At 59.3% G+C, this 20,009-nt stretch carries 16 protein-coding genes; 12 read left to right on the forward strand and 4 right to left on the reverse strand.

Going from position 1 to position 20,009, the window contains the following annotated elements:
• Positions 1-954: 954 nt before the first annotated feature.
• Entirely contained in the window at positions 955-2,697 is a 1,743-nt protein-coding gene (locus AC2D8U_RS00500; protein ID WP_484617073.1) for a formate--tetrahydrofolate ligase, read from the reverse strand.
• A 222-nt stretch (positions 2,698-2,919) separates the two neighbouring features.
• Between AC2D8U_RS00500 and AC2D8U_RS00505 the strand changes: the two genes are divergently transcribed.
• Positions 2,920-4,488, forward strand: a complete 1,569-nt coding sequence (locus AC2D8U_RS00505; protein ID WP_484617074.1) for an AMP-binding protein — start codon at positions 2,920-2,922, stop codon at positions 4,486-4,488.
• A 114-nt stretch (positions 4,489-4,602) separates the two neighbouring features.
• Here the strand turns inward: AC2D8U_RS00505 and AC2D8U_RS00510 are convergent, their stop codons facing one another.
• Both AC2D8U_RS00510 and AC2D8U_RS00515 read right to left on the reverse strand, forming a co-directional pair.
• The gene (locus tag AC2D8U_RS00510; protein ID WP_484617075.1) at positions 4,603-5,028 is read right to left on the reverse strand and encodes an RDD family protein; all 426 of its coding nucleotides are present in this window, start codon (positions 5,026-5,028) and stop codon (positions 4,603-4,605) included.
• A gap of 125 nt (positions 5,029-5,153) precedes the next feature.
• The gene (locus tag AC2D8U_RS00515; RefSeq protein ID WP_484617076.1) at positions 5,154-6,416 is read right to left on the reverse strand and encodes an anaerobic sulfatase maturase; all 1,263 of its coding nucleotides are present in this window, start codon (positions 6,414-6,416) and stop codon (positions 5,154-5,156) included.
• 316 nt (positions 6,417-6,732) lie between these two features.
• Between AC2D8U_RS00515 and AC2D8U_RS00520 the strand changes: the two genes are divergently transcribed.
• The 11 genes from AC2D8U_RS00520 to cynS all read left to right on the forward strand — a co-directional run bounded on the left by AC2D8U_RS00520 (position 6,733) and on the right by cynS (position 18,519).
• Positions 6,733-7,422, forward strand: coding sequence for a TetR/AcrR family transcriptional regulator (locus AC2D8U_RS00520; protein WP_484617077.1), 690 nt, complete (start codon positions 6,733-6,735; stop codon positions 7,420-7,422).
• Between the two features lie 12 nt (positions 7,423-7,434).
• On the forward strand, positions 7,435-8,190 hold the full coding sequence (locus AC2D8U_RS00525) for an outer membrane lipoprotein-sorting protein (RefSeq protein ID WP_484617078.1): 756 nt from the start codon (positions 7,435-7,437) through the stop codon (positions 8,188-8,190).
• 15 nt (positions 8,191-8,205) lie between these two features.
• Positions 8,206-9,432: an ABC transporter permease gene (locus tag AC2D8U_RS00530; protein WP_484617079.1), complete on the forward strand. Its 1,227-nt coding sequence runs from the start codon at positions 8,206-8,208 to the stop codon at positions 9,430-9,432.
• A 50-nt stretch (positions 9,433-9,482) separates the two neighbouring features.
• Entirely contained in the window at positions 9,483-10,715 is a 1,233-nt protein-coding gene (locus AC2D8U_RS00535) for an ABC transporter permease (protein WP_484617080.1), read from the forward strand.
• Between the two features lie 13 nt (positions 10,716-10,728).
• Entirely contained in the window at positions 10,729-11,430 is a 702-nt protein-coding gene (locus AC2D8U_RS00540; RefSeq protein WP_484617081.1) for an ABC transporter ATP-binding protein, read from the forward strand.
• Complete coding sequence (locus tag AC2D8U_RS00545; RefSeq protein ID WP_484617082.1) at positions 11,427-12,644, forward strand: hypothetical protein; 1,218 nt, start codon at positions 11,427-11,429, stop codon at positions 12,642-12,644. Before AC2D8U_RS00540 ends, AC2D8U_RS00545 begins: the two co-directional genes overlap by 4 nt.
• Before the next feature lie 291 nt (positions 12,645-12,935).
• Positions 12,936-14,366 carry a sulfatase family protein gene (locus AC2D8U_RS00550; protein WP_484617083.1) on the forward strand — a complete coding sequence of 477 codons (1,431 nt, stop codon included), beginning with the start codon at positions 12,936-12,938 and terminating at the stop codon, positions 14,364-14,366.
• 195 nt (positions 14,367-14,561) lie between these two features.
• On the forward strand, positions 14,562-15,125 hold the full coding sequence (locus tag AC2D8U_RS00555) for a peroxiredoxin-like family protein (protein ID WP_484617084.1): 564 nt from the start codon (positions 14,562-14,564) through the stop codon (positions 15,123-15,125).
• Positions 15,126-15,460: 335 nt separating this feature from the next.
• Positions 15,461-16,303: a formate/nitrite transporter family protein gene (locus tag AC2D8U_RS00560; protein ID WP_484617085.1), complete on the forward strand. Its 843-nt coding sequence runs from the start codon at positions 15,461-15,463 to the stop codon at positions 16,301-16,303.
• Between the two features lie 39 nt (positions 16,304-16,342).
• Positions 16,343-18,058, forward strand: coding sequence for a bifunctional protein-serine/threonine kinase/phosphatase (locus AC2D8U_RS00565; RefSeq protein WP_484617086.1), 1,716 nt, complete (start codon positions 16,343-16,345; stop codon positions 18,056-18,058).
• 20 nt (positions 18,059-18,078) lie between these two features.
• Positions 18,079-18,519, forward strand: coding sequence for a cyanase (cynS, locus tag AC2D8U_RS00570; RefSeq protein ID WP_484617087.1), 441 nt, complete (start codon positions 18,079-18,081; stop codon positions 18,517-18,519).
• A gap of 172 nt (positions 18,520-18,691) precedes the next feature.
• Here cynS and AC2D8U_RS00575 read toward each other — a convergent pair whose 3' ends face one another.
• Positions 18,692-19,993 carry an inosine/guanosine kinase gene (locus AC2D8U_RS00575; protein ID WP_484617088.1) on the reverse strand — a complete coding sequence of 434 codons (1,302 nt, stop codon included), beginning with the start codon at positions 19,991-19,993 and terminating at the stop codon, positions 18,692-18,694.
• Between the last annotated feature and the right edge of the window lie 16 nt (positions 19,994-20,009).

A 20,009-nucleotide genomic window follows, 5' to 3' on the forward strand; every position in this document is an offset into this window, starting at 1 on the left:
ACACTTGGTCAAAATGACCCAATGCTCGACCACTATAACCACTCCTTATCCAGAAATAACCAGACAAAAATCACACTATCAAGGTTGCATTTTTGCCAACCCCCTGGCAGGGCTCGACTATTTCCGGGCAATGAGCGTAATTTCTTTTCACTTTTGTACGAATTTAAGTTGGTGACGCATTGACCAATGGCGAACCAAGATCACACCCACACAGGCTTCGCACCACCCAAAGCTAACACAATTTACCCAATAGAAACATAATCAAAGAACCATTAACTGAGGTTCAAATGGTGATCGGCAAGGTAAATAAATCGCACTTAATCACCGCCAAACTGACGTCAAAACCGGTCAATAAAGTGTAATCTGATTACAAACCAGCGTACTCCGATGAGAGAGAGGCAAGGCCGTCGGCAGGCACCCTGTGTGACCTTGCCACCTAGCAGTGAATGCCATTCGACACCAAGCGTAGCAGTGGATCCAGACCATGACGCGCTTACAACTCCGTCTAGGTGGGTTAAGGCAGATCGGAGTCCCCTTCGCAATCCTGACGGGACGGAAACCGGTTCATGGTTATGCCTGGCTTCTGCCCGAAGCAGAGAAGAAAAGGGCGTATCGGCACAATCAGCAAGGCTACAGGGCCAGACAAAAGCCCCCAAGGGCCAGACAAGAGCCCCCAAGGGCCAGACAAGAGCTTCAGAGGGCCAGACAAGAGCCCCCAAGGGCCAGACAAGAGCCTCAGAGGGCCAGACAAGAGCCCCAGAGGGCCAGACAAGAGCCCGACAAGGCGTCGGCCCTAGACGCGCAGCGGGCCGCCCCTCTTCAGAGCTTAGCGCCCATCGTTGCACCACAAGACATGTGAGTAGCGATAGCCTCCCCCATGGTTCAGAACCGGTAAGACGCCCAGATACAACAAAAAAGGCTCCCTGTTGGGAGCCTTTTTGATTCGATCATCGCTTACTCGTCGATGCCCGTGATGTTGCCGTCTTCATCGATATCTATGCTCAGGTAGCCCGGTTTATCGGACAAGCCCGGCATAGTCATCACATTACCGGTCAGGGCATAAACAAAGCCAGCACCGGCACAGAGACGCAGGCCACGCACCGGCACGGTGAAGCCGGTCGGGGCGCCTTTGAGGGCAGGATCATGGCTGATGGAAGCCGGGCTCTTGGCCATGCAGATGGGCAGGTGACCATAACCTAAGGCTTCCAGCTTCTCCATCTCGGCTCGGGCTTCCTCGGAAAGCTCGACACCGTCACCGCCATAGCCGTCACGGGCGATCTGGTTCAGCTTGGCTTCAATGCCCTGCTCAGTTTCGTAGAGGAACTGGAAATCCGCTGGGCTTTGCAACGCAGTGAGCACCTTCTGGGCGAGTTCAACGGCCCCTTCCCCACCCTGGCCAAAGGCCTCAGAGATCGCTACTTCGGCCCCCAGGGCTTGAACCTGGTCACGCAACCAGTTGAGCTCTTCGTCGGTATCCTGTGGGAAACGGTTGATGGCCACTACGGCGGGAACGCCATAGCGTTTCACATTGTCGATATGCCATTTGAGGTTATCAAAGCCTGCCGCCAGGGCTTGGGTATCCGGGGCAAAGATCTCTTTCGGCAGTGGCGCGCCCGGGCGCAGATCGTACTTGCCGGAGTTGGCCTTCAGGCCACGCAAAGTCGCCACCACAACGGCCGCATCCGGGGTTTTACCTGCTGCACGGGCCTTGATGTTACAGGCTTTTTCAAAGCCCATATCCGAGCCGAAACCGCCTTCTGTAACCACGACATCGGCCAGGCGCAGAGCCATGCGATCGGCAATGATGGAGGAGTTGCCGTGGGCAATGTTGGCAAAGGGCCCGGCATGGACCAGGGTGGGTACCCCTTCCAGAGTCTGCATCAGGGTCGGCTGGGCGGCATCGCGTAAAATCGCCGCCATGGCGCCGGCCACACCAACCTCTTCTGCGGTCACCGGCTTGCCGGAGGTGTTGTAGGCCAGCACACACTGACCTACGCGCTTGCGCAGATCCTTGATGTCTTTGGACAACGCCAGGATCGCCATCAGCTCGGAGGCGGCGGTGATATCAAAGCCGCTCTCCCGCTCGATGCCATTGGCGGTAGAGCCTTCACGGTTGATGCCAATGGTGACACGACGCAGGGTGCGGTCGTTCATATCCACCACCCGGTTCCAGACAATCCGCTTAGGATCGATCTGCAGGTTCGCCATCCCGGTCTTGGCTTCAAAGCCGTCGCCCTGCTTCTGCTCGTGGAACAGGCGGGCATCGATGGCAGCCGCCGCCAGGTTATGGGCGGCGGAAACGGCGTGAATGTCACCGGTCAGGTGCAGGTTCAGCTCCTCCATCGGGGCCACCTGGCTGTAGCCTCCACCGGCCGCACCACCTTTGACACCGAAAACCGGTCCCATGGAGGGCTGACGAATACAGGCCATCACCTTCTGGCCCACCTTCTTAAGGCCCTGAGACAGGCCTATGGTGGTTACGGTTTTGCCTTCGCCAAAAGGGGTCGGAGTGATGGCAGTGACCAACACCAGCTTGCCCCGTTGCGCCTCATTGAGTCGCTTCAATAAGGAAAAACTAACCTTGGCTTTGGTGTCCCCGTAAGGGATCAGTTCTTGACTCAGGATCCCCGCCTGGGCGGCGATTGCATCGATAGACTGGAGTTGAGTTTCTTGGGAGATAGTCAGATCGGATTTCATTGTAATAGGGTTTCCGCAGGTACAGAGTGACTAAAATCGAGGCGGATTGTACCTCATGCCCCTAAGTTTTCAGTGCAGAAATGCGCAAAACATAATTACTGGCACATTAAAACCCAACGGACGCCACATTTTTGCAACATCCTCAACGAAATAATCCATTGCAAGCCTTCTGACCGGGAATTATGGTTGCCCAATCCAACAGTCAGAAAGCCGCCCAAGCCCATGAATTTTGACCACCCAGTGATCCTTACCCAAGCTCAAGATCTGCCCGCGATGATCGCCGATACCTGCCAGCGCTTCGGTGAACGTCCCGCCTTTAGCGCCCTCGGCAAAACACTCACCTTCAACGAGGTAGAGCGCCTCAGCCGACAGTTTGCTGCCTATCTGCAGCACAATACCGATCTGCGGCCCGGTGATCGGATCGGCCTGTGCTTGCCCAACCTGATGCAGTTACCCATTGCGGCCTTCGGTGCCCTGCGGGCCGGACTGGTCGTAGTGAACACCAGCCCCCTGTATACAGCAAGTGAAATGGCGCATCAGTGGCAGGACAGTGGTGCCAAGGCGCTAATTATCTATGCCGATCTCGCCCCGGTGGCGGCCCAGGCCCTGAGCCAGACCGATATCGAATACGTCTTCACCACAGCTGCCACGGACTTCCATCAGTGCCAGGCTCCCAGCGACGCCATTGCCGGTGCCCTAAGCCTGCCCCAGTGCTGGGCGCAAGGCGAGACCCTGCCCTACACCACTCCAGCCGTGGAGCCCCATCAATTAGCCCTGCTGCAATATACCGGTGGAACGACGGGTGTCGCCAAGGGGGCCATGCTCAGTCACGCCAACCTGCTGGCCAACGCCCGTCAGGTGCTGGCTCGCCTGGGGGATGCCTGCCGGGAGGGTGAAGAGATCTTTATCGTGCCCCTGCCGCTCTACCATATCTATGCCTTCACGGTGAACCTGATCACCTTCTTCGCCCGAGGTAGCCTGAATGTTCTGATCCCAAACCCCAGGGATCTGCCCGCTTTCGTCGAGCAGATCAAGCCATTCCGCTTCACCGGGATGGCTGGGCTCAATACCCTGTTTGTCGGGCTATGCCGCCTCGAAGCATTCCGCCAACTGGACTTCTCCGGATTGAAGCTCACCATCTCAGGAGGCACCGCACTGACCTCCAGTGCCGCCGATGTCTGGCACAAGACCACGGGGTGTCCCATCAGTGAAGGCTATGGCCTGTCGGAAACCTCTCCCGTGGTGTGCCTCAACCCCATCGGACAGGAGCAACTGGGGACCATAGGCACGCCCCTGATCGATACCGAGATCAAGCTGATCAATGATGACGGCAGCGAAGCCCGTCATGAAGGCGAACTCTGTGTTCGTGGTCCCCAGGTCATGCAGGGCTACTGGCAGCGGCCCGATGAAACGGCCCAGGTGCTCAGCGCGGACGGCTGGGTGAAAACCGGCGACATCGCCAGCATCGCCGACGACGGTTTTGTTTCCATCGTCGATCGTAAGAAAGACGTGATCCTGGTCTCCGGCTTCAACGTCTACCCCACGGAGGTGGAAGATGTCCTGACCCAGATCCCGGGCGTGATCGAAGCGGCGGTCATCGGTGAGCCCGATCGCCACAGCGATGAAAAGGTGGTGGCCTATTTGGTGACCGAAGGGGAACTGGATATCCCAGCCATGAAAGCCTTCTGCCGGGAGCGGATGGCGGGCTTCAAGCAGCCGCGCAAGTTCGTCAAGATGGAATCCCTGCCGAAATCCGCCGTGGGTAAGATCCTGCGCCGGGCCCTGCGCTGATCCCTTCAGCCTTATCAAAGACAACAACGGCCCGCCATGCGGGCCGTTGTTGTCTGCGGAGAGCCCGCGATGGCAAACAGGCTCACCACGGCAGTCTCAGGGATATCCCCAACCTTACCTGAGTTTGGAGGAACCTGGTGGAGGGTCTCGCACCACCAGCGTGCGCCCCAGTTTGTCATGCCATCCCTGCTTGCGATCATCCCAGCCAATCCAGAACAGGCCCAAAAACAGAGGCAAGGTCGCGGCATAGTAGCCCAAATAACGCAAAATCAGCTGACGCTTACTGGGCTTGCCGCCACCGTCGGCGTCAATGATCCGCAAGCGCAGCAGGGATTTTCCTGGCGTCGCCGACTTCTGGACCCAAAACACGATCACCGCGATGGCGGGCAAAAGATAGCTGAGCAGACGAAAGATCGGACTGGCTTGATCAACCCCCTGTCCCAGCACCAGGGTGATCCCCGGCGTGATGATTGCCATCAACAACAGGGTATCGATCAACCCGGCCAGAAAACGGATCCAGAAGCCACCATAACGCACCATAAGCCCCCCGGGCAGGACAACCCGCTAACTATAGTCGACAGTCCCTTTTCGGGTTCGATCCCGAGAAAAACAAACCGCCCGCAACCAAAGGTTGCGGGCGGTTTCTGCGTCATTCCAACTCAGGCTCAGTTACACACGGCCTTACCCGCAGCAACTCGGCTGGCGATCTGATCCGCCACGTACATCACAGTGGCCGGTGGACGCTGTGCCATCAGTTCGTTGGCCATGTACTTCATGTACGGATCGAAGTGGGCAAACATCTTCTTGTAGCCCGCACACAGGTGGTTCTGCATCGAGCCATCCGGATTCGGGTGGATCCTGTGCTTCGGACAGCCACCATTACAGGCGAAGCGCCAGTCACAGGCAGCACAGATCCGGCCAACCCGGGCCTTCTGCTGGCCAAACTTCTCCTGCTTCTTCTGCTCAACCATCTTCGGCAACTTATCGGTCACCACATTACCCAGACGGTACTCGGGGTAAACATAGTGGTCGCAGCTGAAGACGTCCCCGTTGCGTTCGATCACCAGCGCCAGGCCACACTCCTTGCGATGGATACACAGCGGCGGCTCTTCGCCGGCCCAGGCCGCCAGCGCGTTATCAAACGCCTGTACGAAGATCCGGCCCACGTCTTTGCGTACCCACTCGTCGAAAATGGTCACCATAAAGTCACCAAACAGATCGCCATTGGCAGAGAAAGGCGTCAGCTCTTTCTTCGATTCGAGTTGAGGCACGATCAGCATCGGATTTTCCACATCGACCTGGATCTGCTCGACGATGGGAATGAACTGCATAAAGGTGGAGCCGATCTCCTTGAGGAAGTTGTACACCTCCAGGGGATGATGAATATTGCGCTCATTCAGCGTGGTCAGGGTGTTGAAGTCCACACCATGCTTCTTCATGCACTCGACGGCTTTCATGACTCGGGAAAAGGTACCCTTGCCGGACTTGGTCACCCGGTAGTGGTCGTGGAACTCTTCCGGTCCATCGATGGACAGACCCACCAGGATCTTGTTCTGGGCCAGGAATTCACACCACTCGTCGTTGAGCAGCAGGCCATTGGTCTGCAGCGCATTGGTGATCTCCTTGCCATTGGCAAACTTCTGCTGGTAGGCGATGGCACGCTTGAAGAAGTCCAGACCCGCCATGGTCGGCTCACCGCCCTGCCAGGCAAACTCAATGCTCGGCAACATCTCGTTAGCGGCAATGTAGTTCTTCACATAGGCCCGCAGCACTTCATCGCTCATACCGATAAAGGGTTTTTCCTGTTTCTGTGGACGCGCCTTCCCCTCTTTGAAAAAGCGCTCCTTCTCCAGGTAGAAGCAGTAATCGCAATCGATATTACATTCAAAGCTGGTGGGCTTGGCCATCAGGTGAAAGGGCTTTTTCATTCTATTTCTTCCAAGGCTAGGGGAACGCGGTGCCCTGTCGGGCAGGCGCAGTGTATGCGCTTTATTCGGAAATTGGATGTGTGAGTACGCAAAAACGGGGCGTGACTCACGTCGTGGGCGGCGGCATACGGTGCAGCCTAACCCATGTTCAAAGTTTATGGCCCTAAGCTAAGTCCGGACAAAACTCCCTTCAAGGGCCTTTGCACCGCTTTACTGTGAACGAGATTTTTTACCTTTCCCCCAATCTTGTGTTTAACTTCAGCAATACCGACCGACGGTCGGTATGGTGTCGTGAGTCCATCGAAAAGGAGGCGTCATGGCCCGAAATCGCTCCCGCACCAACAAACCCGCCGATGAACGCCGGGCTGAGATCCTGGATCACGCCCAGCGCCTCTTCCTGCAACAGGGCTATGACCGCACCTCGGTCAATGATCTGATCCAGGCCCTGGGCCTCTCCAAGGGCGCCTTCTATCACCACTTCGAATCCAAACAGGCGGTGCTCGAAGCCCTCACCGACCGCATGCTGGCCGGCTATGAACCGACCATGAACGCCCTGTTGGACGACTCAGGCCTGTCGGCGCTGGAGAAGTGGCAACGCCTGATCAGCAGCAGCAACCAATGGAAGCTCGAGCATAAACCGGCGCTGCTGATGCAGCTGAGTGCCATGCACAACCCCGCCAACCTGCTGCTCAAAACCAGTCTGACCAACAAAAGCCGGGCGATCGGCGTGCCACTCTTCACCCGCCTGCTGGAGCAAGGCGTGGCGGAGGGCTGTTTCGAACTGGCGGATCCGGCGCAAACCGCCCATTTCCTCTTTGCCCTGATGGATGCCCAATCGGACCAACTGACTCGGTATCTGCTGTACCCGGAGCGCTTTGATGATCCGGCCGGAACCGCCTTCGCGCTGCTGTGTGCCAGCCAACAGGCGATAGAGCGCCTGCTGGCAGCGCCGGTTGGCAGTCTGCCCCTGATCGATCGCGATGCCATCGACGCCTGGTTTAATTAAGGAAGGTCCACAATGAAGCCCTTACTCTCTCTCTTTCTCTCCCTGGCCCTGCTGCCCACCCTGTGCGGCGCCGAGTCCCTCAGCGCAACCGAGATTGTGATCCAGTCGGATCAGCAGATGCGCGGCGAGTCCAGCTACAGCGAACTGACCATGAACATCATCCGCCCGGACTGGACCCGCACCATGACCATGAAAAGCTGGACCAAGGGGCTGGATCTCTCCCTGGTGCTGGTCACCGCGCCGGCCAAAGACAAGGGCAGTGCCTCCCTCAAGCGCTACCGGGAGATGTGGAGCTGGCTGCCCAGCATCGAGCGGGTGATCAAGATCGCCCCCTCCATGTTGGGTCAATCCTGGATGGGCTCGGATTTCACCAATGATGATCTGATCAACCAGTCCTCCATCGTGGTGGACTATGACCATCAACTCGTCGAAGAGGCCCCCTTTGACAATGACCTCAGCTATGTCATCGACGCCTTCGCCAAGCCCGATGCGCCCGTGGTCTGGAGCAAGGTGCGGATGTGGATCTCCAAGGAGACCTTCCTCCAGCGCCAGGTGGAGTTTTACGACGAATTCGATGAACTCATCAACGTGCTGCGCACCTATGACGTGCAACCGATGGGCGGACGCCGGCTGGCCACGCGGATGGAGATGATCCCCGCCGACAAACCCGGCCATAAGACCGAGATGATCACCCATGCCGCCCAGTTTGATTTTGCCATCGGCGACGACTTCTTCTCCCAAAGCCAGATGAAGGCACTGCGTGACTGACGCTAAGGACTGCTCATGTTAATCAAACTGGCCTGGCGTAACCTCTGGCGGCAGAAGCGGCGCACCCTGCTGACCGCCGCCGCCCTCGCCCTCGCCCTGATCCTGTCGTTGCTGATGCGCAGCATTCAGGAGGGCAGCTACGCAAATAACATCGACAATGCGGCCCGCTTCGCCACCGGACTGATCCAGATCCAGCACCCGGAGTTTGGCGACAGCCACAGCATCGATGATCTCATCCCCATGGGGGACGACTTCATCGCCCCGGCAGCCGCCCTGCCCCAGATCAGTCATCGACTGCCCCGGCTCGAGTCCTTCGCCCTGGCCGCCGGCAACAACAGCTCCAAGGGGGCCCTGGTGATGGCGGGCATTCCCAGCGCCGAGCAGGACTATGCCAAACTGGCCGACAAGCTGGTCACCGGTGAGTACCTCAAAGACGATGACGATCAGGTGCTGCTGGGCGAGGGCCTGGCCCGCTACCTTGAGCTGGACGTCGGTGATGAGCTGGTGCTCTACGGCCAGGGCTATCGTGGCCAGACCGCCGCCGGCCTCTACCGCATCAAGGGCCTGCTGCGCTTTCCCGTGCCCGGGTTGGATAACCAGCTGGTCTTCCTTTCCCTGCCCCAGGCGCAGCGGCTCTACAGCACAGGTGAGCAGATCAGCGCCTGGGTGTTGCACACCGACCGCCTCAACCAGCTGGCCGAGACGGAAGCGGTATTGAGTGCCCTGTACCCGCAGCAGAGCGTGCGCGACTGGCAGGATCTCGCGCCGGAGATGGCCCAGCAGATCCTGATGGATAGAGCCGGCGGCCTGTTCATGATGTACCTGCTCTATGGCGTGGTGGGCTTCGGCCTGTTCGCCACCCTGATGATGATGACCCTGGAGCGTCAGCGCGAGTTCGGCGTCATGCTGGCCACCGGCATGCTGCGCACACGTCTGCTGCTGCTCGTCGGGATCGAGTCGTTGTTTATCGCCCTGCTCGGCACCGGGATCGGCCTGGCCATCATCACCCCGGTGCTCATCTACCTCAAGCACCACCCCATCACCCTGACCGGCGAGACCGCCGAGTTGATCCTGGAGATGGGCTGGGATCCCATCATGCCCGCCCTGGTGGAGCCCTGGCTGTTTATCAATCAAGTCGCCATCGTGCTGGGCCTGCTTGCCCTGTGCCTGATCTACCCCCTCTGGCATATCCACCGCATCACCCTGGTCGATGCCCTCAAAGGAGGCAGCCATGTGGGCTAAGTCGATCCGGCCGGTAGGCCATACCTTTTTATTCAGACAAGGAGCGTTCCATGTTGATTAAGCTGGCCTGGCGCAACCTCTGGCGCAACAAGCTGCGCACCGGGATCCTGCTCAGCGCCATCGTCTTCGGCCTGGTGGGCGTGATCGCCATGATGGGCTTTATCACCGGCATGTACAGCAACATGATCCAAAACGGGATCACCTGGCAGACCAGCCAGCTGCAGATCCACCACCAGAACTACCTGGACGATCCCCGGCTCGAGGCCGTACTGGAAGCGCCCGAGACAATACTCGCCACCCTGGCGCAAGAGCCGCGCATCGCCGCCAGCAGCGGCCGCTTCATCGCCGACGGCATGGTGGCCTCGGCGAGGGCCACCCGGGGGATCAAGATCAACGGCGTGATCCCGGCCGATGAAGCCGCCGTCACCCCCATAGCCGGCGCGGTGATCGACGGGCAGTGGCTGGATGAGCAGGGTCGCAACCCGGTGCTGGTGTCCAGCAAGACCGCCGAGCGGCTCAAGCTGCAGATCGGCTCCAAGGTGGTGCTCACCTTTACCGACGTCGATGGCGACGTGGCCGGTGCCGCCTTCCGGGTGCGGGGCATTTTCAAAACCCCCGCCAGCGGCTTCGACGACGGCAACCTGTTCGTCCGCCAGGGCGATCTCACCGCCCTGGCTGGCCTGGAGGGGCTGCATGAGATCGCCATTCGCCTGGTCGAGCAAGATCATCAGGCACTGGAGTTGCTTGATGAGATGCGCACCGAGCTGCAAGCCCTGGCTGGCGACGCCAACCGGGTGCGGGACTGGCGTCAGATCCAGCCCATGCTGGCCTCCATTTTGGGCCAGATCGGCGTCAGCAACGCCATCATCCTGGGGATCTACGTCACCGCCATGGCCTTTGGCATCGTCAATATCCTGCTGATGTCGGTGTTCGAACGCACCCGCGAATTTGGCGTCCTGATGGCCGTCGGCATGCAAAAGCACAAGATCTTCGCCCTGCTGCTGCTCGAATCCGCCTGGCTCGGCGTGGTCGGCGGCCTGTTGGGTCTGCTGGTTGCCAGCGGCCTGATCGCCCTGCTGCAACACACAGGGATCTCCCTGGGAGCCATGGCCGATGGCCTGGCGGCCTTCGGCGTCGACACCCTGTTCTACCCCGAAGTCAGTGCCAGTGACTATCGCCTGGTGTTCATCACCGTGGTGATCGCCAGCCTGTTCGCGGCGCTCTACCCGGCGCGCCAGATCCTCAAACAAACGCCGGTCTCGGCGATGGCCGAAAAGCATTAAGGAGCCGTGAACCATGAGCATTCACACCCAACAACTGAGCAAAACCTACAACCCGGACTCCGACTTCCCGGTGCAGGCCGTCAAGCCACTGGATCTCACCATAGAGCAGGGCGAATTCGTCGCCGTCATGGGCCCCTCCGGCTCAGGCAAGACCACCCTGCTCAACATGCTCGGCGGGATCGACAACCCCAGCGGCGGTGCCGTGCTGATCGACGGTCAGGATCTGTGCCAGCTCGATCAGAAGGCGCTGATCGCCTTTCGCCGCGATCACGTCGGCTTCATCTTCCAGGATTACAGCCTGCTGCCGGTGCTCACCGCCCTGGAGAACGTCGAGTTCGTGATGCAGCTGCAGGGCCACAAAGAGGCGCTGTGCCGCGCCCGGGCCGAGCAGCTGCTCACCGAGGTGGGCCTCAAAGATCAGATGCATAAGATCCCCGCCAAACTCTCCGGCGGTCAGCAGCAGCGGGTCGCCGTGGCCCGGGCATTGGCGCCCCGTCCCCGCTTCGTGATGGCCGATGAGCCCACCGCCAACCTGGATGCGCAAAGCACCAAGGAGCTGCTCGACATCATGGAGCGGCTCAACCAGCAGGAGGGCACCACCTTCATCTTCTCGACCCATGATCCTCGGGTGATCACCCGGGCCAAGCGGGTGATCGTGTTCGAAGATGGCCAGCTGACCGAAGATCGGCGCCAGCAGCCGGAGCACGCCGCATGAAAAACCGTGTCTCGGGGCTATCGGTGCTGTGCGGATTGGCGGTGCTGTCACTGCCCGCCTGCGCCAGTGCCGCCATCCCAGGCCTGGCCCCGGAAAAAGCGTGGGATCTGGGCGGTTACGTCAAGTACATGGCCACCGCCACCCTGCCCGACGAAGGCGGCTCAGCGCTGGATCATTTGGTGCATCAGCGCTTTAACTTCGAGTACCGCTTCAGTGACACGCTGCGTATCAACCTGGCCATGCGCAACCGCCTATTCGCTGGCGACAGCGCCGAGCTGCCAGGCTATGGCAACTTGGTGGGGCAGGATCCCGGCTACTGGGATCTGAGCCATAACTGGCTCGACAAAAAGGGGGCGATCGGCACCAGCAGCTTCGATCGTGCCTACCTCGACTACCGCTTCGGCGGCGACAGTAAAGACTGGCAGCTACGTCTGGGCCGCTCGCGGATCAACTGGGGCATGGCCACCCTGTTCAACCCCAACGATCTGTTCAACAGCTACTCCGTCTATGACTTCGACTACGAGGAGCGTCCCGGTGCCGATGCGCTGATCCTCAGTCGCAAGCTCGGCTTCGCCAGCCAGATCGATCTCGTCTACAACCCGGCCAAAGAGAGTCAGCTGGACAGCTACGCCGGACGTTACCTGTTCAACCTCAGCGGCTGGGATGGCCAGGTGCTGGCCGGCAAGTCTCACCTGGATCACGTGTTTGGCCTGGGCTTCGCTGGCGATCTCAAAGGCGCGGGCGTGCGCGGTGAGCTCACCCACTTTGAGCCGACCGAGTCCCACTGGCCACCGCAGACACCCGACGCACAGCCCCTGCAGCGCTCGACCGTTGCCACGCTGGAAAGCGACTACAGCTTCGGCGGACGCCGTAACTGGATGGGCCGAGCCGCGGCGCTCTACATCAGTCACCCACAAGCGCCGGACAGTGCCCTGGCCTTCTTGAATCTGCCGCTGACCGCCCGCACCCTCAGCTTTACCCGCTGGACCGGCTACGGCGACATAGGTTTCGATATCACCCCACTGAGCCGCTTCACCCTGACCGCGACGGCCTATCAGGACGGCTCCTACTTTATCGGCGCCAACGCCAGCTACTCCCTGGCCAACGACTGGCAACTGCTGGGCGTACTGCAACGCTTCGACGGCAGCGGCGACAGCCTGTTTGGTCAGACGCCCTCGACCCTCCTCTTTGCCCAGGTGAAGTGGAGCTTCTGAACCCTCACTTGGGGCCTCACACGCCCAATCCATACTCCGGCCAAAACCAGCCCTGTCCGGGCTGGCTTTACCCAGTCACCTCGTTGCTCTTTAGCCCTTTAAGGGGTGTATATCGCTAAAGAGTGACTTCGTCATTCAGCGGGAGAGCCGGTAAAAAAATGCAAAATACCTTACGCCGAAACGGAACCCGGGTTACATCTACCACAAGGCAACAGTTCAGTCACAACAAGGCAACGCGCCGCCTATATTCAAACTGTTGCGACCTCTCCCGTTCTGTTACAGGAAGTGACTATGAACTCAAGCCTGAAGTACGCAAGCCTGGCCTTAAGCAGCTTCGCACCCGCCGTGATGGCCACCCAACCCAATATCGTGGTGATGATCACCGACGATCTCACCTACGCCGCCTACAGCTATACCGGCAATCAAAATATCGAGACGCCCAACATCGATACCTTGATCAAGGACGGTGTCTTCGTCGAACAAGCCTATTCCACCCACCATGTCTGTGCGCCGTCCCGTGCCGGCCTGATGACCGGACGCTACCAGTCCCGCTTCGGCTACGAGACCCTCAGTGGTGACGATAAGGAGGCTCGACAGCTGGATATCGGCGTTTCGACTCAAGAAATAATGCTGTCCGACGTCTTGCAGGATGCAGGCTACACCACCGGTGCCTTCGGCAAGTGGCACCTGGGGCTGAACGATCATTTCCAGCCCAACAATCGGGGCTTCGACTATTTCTTTGGTTTCCCCGGTCGCTGCAGCTACACGGATTGGAGCAAGTTGGCGGAAAATGGCCAACCCGTGCAAGGCTCGGGCTACACCACAGACGCCGTGGGGGATAAGGCGGTCGAGTTTATCGAGGACAATAAGGACGCCCCCTTCTTTATGTACTTCGCCACCTACAACGTCCACGCCCCCTACCAGGTGGGTGCCGAGTACCTGCCGGAAGGCTTCACCAAGACCAAAGTCAACATCTCGAAGAAAACCAAACAGAAGGGGAAAGGGCCGGAGCTGGACGATGCCCAGATCATTTACGACGCCATGATCAAAGCCTTCGACGCCCAGGTGGGTAAAATCGTCGACAAGCTCGAGGAGTTGGGCCTTGAAGACAATACCCTGATCTTCCTGACCAACGACAACGGTGGTACCAAATTGCACCCCAATGGCCAGTTCCGTGGCGGTAAAGCCACCCACAACGAAGGGGGCCTGCGCATGCCCTTCGCGGTAAAGTGGCCAGCCAAGCTTAAGGGGGGCACAGTGAACACCGACGGGATCCTCTCCAATCTGGATATCTTCCCCACCGCCGTCGCCGCCGCCGGAGCAACTATGCCCGACGATCGTGACTATGACGGTACCAATATTCTTCCCTACCTGACTGGCGAACTGACCGGCTCACCGCGAGACACCCTGTTCTGGCGCGATCAGAATGGCCATGGCATGCGCCAGGGGGATTACAAGGTCGTCTGGAATGCCGATCAGGGCCCTCTCAAGAAGGCGTTCAAGGAGAAATACGGCCGGGAGAAGCGCAAGCAGGATCTCTCCCTCTACGAGCGTAAGGATCTCTACCACCCGCCCGAGCTCTATGATCTGTCGAAAGACATCGGTGAAAAGAACGATATCTCCCGCCAGTACCCGGAAATTCTCAAGTCCATGCTCGAACAGATCGAAGAGTTCGATCAACTGCGGGCCAACGACCGCATTCAAGGTAAGGCGTCCGAGTAAGCGAGCGCTAACCCGCAACCGATAACAAGGGAGCCTGCTAAGGCTCCCTTTTCATACGTACTTCCCGATGACATGGCGCACCAGCCTGAGTCACAGCAACCGGATCGCACCCGCCCCTGCAAACCGCTGCGCAAGCGACTAAGTTGTTTATCCACGGGTCATAGGTTTATCGAGTCTCAATGTAAGGAGCCACTCATGGACATCAAGCAGAAACTGCAACCCGGGGCGATCTTCCCCCATATCATGGTACCGACCCTCGATGGAGAGGAGGTCACACTGGGCATACCACGCGGGCACTGCGACTGGCAGCTGGTGGTGATTTATCGTGGTCGGCATTGCCCCTTGTGCACCAAGTACCTTGAGGCGCTGGAGGCGCATGTCGAGACCCTGCAAAAGATAGGCATAGACATCATCGCCGTATCGGCCGACAGCAAAGCCCAACTGGAAGAACACCTGACTCGGCTGACCGTCTCCTTTCCCTTCGCCTATGGCCTGACCGAGTCGCAGATGAAGGCCTTGGGCGTCTACATTTCGCTGCCCCGCTCGGCACAGGAAACCGATCATAACTTTGCCGAGCCGGGTCTGTTTGTGGTCAACCAGGAGGGCCACCTGCATGTGGTGGATATCTCCAACAACCCCTTTGTGCGTCCCCAACTGGAAACCCTGGTGAGCGGCCTGGAGTGGATCCGTAACCCGGACAACCACTACCCCATTCGTGGCACCTGGCAGGACGCCCAGTCCGAGTTAGTGTTTTGCTAGTGAGCACTGACCCATACTGACAGGGTCCGCCCACTGACGGCGATGGACGCGCATTGGCCCCATCATTGTTGCTGCCTTGACCCGTCAGTGGATCTTCCGCGGTTTTGCGAGCTTCGCGCTCCCATAATGCTTCGACCGTCTCTCCTGCACCAGTGAGATCCAAGGGCCGCACAAACACGCCCGCTCTTAGTGCAGTCCATCCCCCCTTCACCCACTAAAACAAAACACCAAAGACTTTAAATTCAATGCATTAAAGCCATTTTCGTGCGCTGGCACGGGGGTTGCAGCTTGCAATGGGTAGAACAGCCCCACCACTTTTATACAAGGAGAGTTTTATGGCTTATCTAGCCCCTTCGGAATTTGTCACCAAGATGGTCGACGCCGGTGAATCGAAGATCACCATGTCCACCCGGGATACCCTGATCCGTGCCTACATGGCCGGAGCCATCCTGGCCCTCGCCGCCGTGTTTGCCATCACCATCATCACCATGACAGGTTCACCCTTACTCGGTGCTGTGCTCTTCCCGGTCGGCTTCTGCATGCTCTACCTGCTCGGTTTCGACCTACTCACAGGAGTGTTTGTCCTCGCCCCTCTAGCCTGGCTCGATAAACGCCCCGGCGTCACCCTCAATGGCGTGCTGCGCAACTGGGGGTTGGTGTTCATCGGTAACTTCGCCGGCGCTCTGACGGTGGCCTTCCTGATGGCCTTTGTCTTTACCTATGGCTTCTCCATCGAGCCGGGCGCCGTCGGTCAGAAGATCGCCAGCATAGGGCACTCCCGAACCGTCGGCTACGCGGAGTATGGCCTGGCGGGCTGGTTCACCATCTTTATTCGCGGCATGCTTTGCAACTGGATGGTCTCGACAGGGGTGGTCGGTGCCATGATCTCCACCAACGTCAGCGGCAAGGTGATCGCCATGTGGATGCCGATCATGCTGTTCTTCTTCATGACCTTTGAGCATTCCGTGGTCAACATGTTCCTGTTCCCCTCCGGCATCATCATGGGCGGTGACTTTTCCATCATGGATTACCTGATCTGGAATGAGATCCCCACCGTACTCGGCAACCTGGTGGGCGGCCTGGCCTTCACTGGCCTGACCCTCTACAGCACCCATGTGCGTACCGCGCCCAAGCGCACCGTCGTCGCGCCATTGGGCAAGTCTGAGCAAACCGCCTAAGGAGGGCGTCCGGATCTGCCGGTCCGGACGCCAACAAGCATGAGTGAGCTCATCCGTATTGCCCTGGGCCAGCATAGCTGTGCCGGAGTCAAACCCGTCAATCAGGACTTTCATGGTGCCTGGATCCCCGAAGGCGCCCTGCGCCAGACCAAGGGGATCGCCGTCGCCCTGGCCGACGGGATCGGCAGCAGCCCAGTCAGCCAGATCGCCAGCGAATCGGCGGTCAACGGCTTCCTGCAAGACTACTTCTCCAGCCCGGAGAGTTGGTCGGTCAAAACGGCCGGGCAGCGGGTCCTCAGCGCCATCCATGCCTGGCTCTCGGCCCAGAATGGTTCAGGAACCAATCCCGAGTTGGGCTATGTCTGCACCTTCTCGGCCCTGGTGGTCAAATCCCATACGGCCCATCTGTTTCACATCGGCGACAGCCGGATCTACCGTCTTCACCCGAACGCACTGGAGCCCTTGACCCGAGATCACCGAGTCAATCACAGCGAGGGGCACTACCTCGCCCGAGCCCTGGGGATCGGCACCCGACTCGAGCTTGACTACCATTCCCTGGGGATCAGCGCCGGGGACACCTTTTTGTTGGCCACCGACGGTGTCTATGAGTTCGTAGAAGAATCGTCGATGGCCAGCCTGATCCACCGTTATGGCGACGACCTGAATGGCGCCACCCGCGCTGTGATTGAAGCGGCCCGGCGCAACGGCTCGAACGACAACCTGACCGCCCAAATCGTCCGCATCGAGCACCTGCCCCCAGCCAGTGCCAAAGAGCGCCACCAGCAACTGGCTGGCCTGCCGTTTCCGGGCCAACTCAGGCCTGGCGATCAATTGGACGGCCTGGAGGTGTTGCGTCAGCTTCAATACAACCATCGCAGCCACATCTACCTGGTTCGCGAACCCGGTGGTGCGGAGCGGATCCTTAAAGTACCTGCGGTAGAACAACGGGACGACAGCGCCGCACTGGAACGCTTTGGCCTGGAGGAGTGGATCGCCAGACGTTGCCAGAGCGATCACCTGATCAAGGCCGCAGAGCCACCTAAGCCCCGCAGCCGCTACTACACCCTGTTTGAGCGCGCTCCGGGACAAACCCTGGCTCAGTGGCGGCTGGATCACCCCACCCCGACACTCGAACAGGTAAGAGGGATCCTGGAACAGCTGGGCAAGGCCTTGCGCGCGCTTCACCGCCTCGAGATCCTCCACCAGGATCTGCGCCCGGAAAACGTACTGATTGACCAGGCCGGGACGGTCACCCTGTTGGATCTGGGCTCAGCCCGGATCGCCGGCCTCGAGGAGATCAGCACCCTGCTGCCCACGTTTCATCAACTGGGCACGGCCCAATACAGTGCACCGGAATATGCCCTGGGCGAAGCTGGCACAGAGCGGTCGGATCAGTTTGCCCTGGGGGTCCTCGCCTACGGGTTACTCTCCGGTGAACTGCCCTACGGCCTGGATATGGCCCGCGCCACCAGTCGCCTGGCCCAGCGTCGGCTGACGTATCGCCCCCTGGTCCGGGACGAACGGGCCATTCCGCTCTGGATAGACGCCGCCATCGCCCGCGCCGTTCATCCCCTGCCTGGCGACCGCTACGAACAGATCAGCGAATTTCTGCATGATCTGCGCCGCCCCAATCCCCGCTACCTGACGCAACACGCGCCGCCACTGCTGGAGCGCAACCCGGCGGCCTTCTGGCGGAGTGTCTCGCTGCTGTTGAGCCTGGTGATCCTCACCCAATGGCTCTGGCCCCATTTCTAACCCTAAAAAGGAGAGTTCGTATGAACAAGCTGGACGTTACCGAGGCCATTGTGCTGGCCAAACAGAGCAAAGGGCTGACCTGGCAAGCCATCGCCGATGAGATCGGCATGAGCCTGGTCTGGACCACCTCGGCGTGCCTGGGCATGAACAGCATGCCTGAGGCCCCCGCCGCCAAGCTGCGCTCACTGCTCGAATTACCCATGGAAGCCCTGCCCGCCCTTATGGCCTACCCGACCAAGACCTGGGATCAGAGCATCCCCCAGGATCCCCTGATCTACCGACTGTATGAAGTCGTCGGCGTCTATGGCGACACGCTCAAAGAAGTGATCCAAGAAAAGTTTGGCGACGGGATCATGAGCGCCATCGACTTCACCATGGAGGTCGACAAAGAGGAGGACCCCAAAGGCGATCGGGTGGTACTGACCCTTAACGGTAAGTTCCTCCCCTACAAGGCCTGGTGATCCACCGAGAAAAACGGCAGGGGCCGTTACGCTCCCCTGCTTCTTGTTGCAGTTTGATTGAAACGGTCAAACCCCAAAGCAAGTAGAGGAACGCCCTCCTATCGCCGCCCAAACAAAACGCCCGCGAGTCTCCTCGCGGGCGTTATGGCATTTCATCCATTGAGCCTGGAACTTACCGCTCCCAGTAGGCCTCTTCCAGGCTGTCTTCCCGCTCCGGCAGGCCGCGGGAGAGACGCGGCTGGTGCTGGGCCAGCACTTCGTAGCTCACCCGGTTGGCGTACTTACAGATCTGGGCAAACGAGGAGTAGCACAGGCCACTGTAGCGATGCTTGCTGGAGTTGGGCAGGTTCAGCTTGTGGTAATCATTGGCGGACATATCGTGCAGCAGGGCTGCCAGGGCACCATCACCGGCACCATTGGTGTTACTGATCTTCTCCGGGCCGCCCATAAAGGGGGCGATATGGGAAAACACCTTCAGCGGCTCATCGCACCCCTCTTTACGCATCGGCCGGGAGAACTCGTAACGGTTGAACTCACCGATGGCACCGGGCAACAGCATATGGCCGGTTTCCCGCTTAAACGCTTCGTCAGTCCAACCCGCGGTGTAGAGGCCGGTGGCACCGGCGGTGCAGAGGATCAGATCACACCATTCCAGGGCCTGATCACAGGCCAGCAGAGGATCGGTCTGACCGGTGAGGGCTTCGGCCTCCTCTTCGTTCATCGCCAGCACGGTGACATGTTCCTGAATAAAGTCCTGCCACCACTTGGGATCCTGCTCAATCAGGAAACGGGTCCCCAGGGTCAGTACCACGGGCACGTTGGCTTCATGGGCATAACGGATGGCAGTCATCGCAGCGTCGCTGATGGGATCATCCCCGGCACGCATCAGGTAGGCGGTCAGCACCAGGGCCGAACCGGTCTTGACCAACTCCTCGTCGATAAACTCGGGGGTCAGCTTGTCCATGCACCCCTTGGAGATGGCAAACGTGCGCTCACCACACTCGCTGATCAGGGTAAAACAGCGGCCGATGGGGCCATCGACCGGCTGCAGGTGGTTCAGATCGACTCGGCTGGAGGTGTTGCACAGGTAGCGATAGGCATAACTGCCGATCTGAATATTGCGGCTCATCACCCCAAACATCACCGAGCGATCATCGGCCAGGGTGGCATAGTTGTGCAGAGTGTTGCCAATGGTGCCACCGGCAAACTCTTCGGTGATCAGCGCCTTGTCCTGCAACTCCTGATACAGGGCATGGGCCGCAGCATCGTCGATCAACATGGAGTTGCCTTTCACCAACCGATGACGGGCAATAAAGTCCTCATCCACATGGGCTTCGATATCGACCAGAGTCTGATCGATGCCGGTCACATGGACATGTTTGGGCTGGATCACCGGATTGAGCTCATTAGTGAGCGGATCGCGGGATTCTACGGGGAAGTAGTGCTTGGACTTGCGTTGACCGGGAAATTTCATGCTGGGATCACTTCAG

This window comes from Ferrimonas sp. YIN67, from assembly GCF_057219095.1.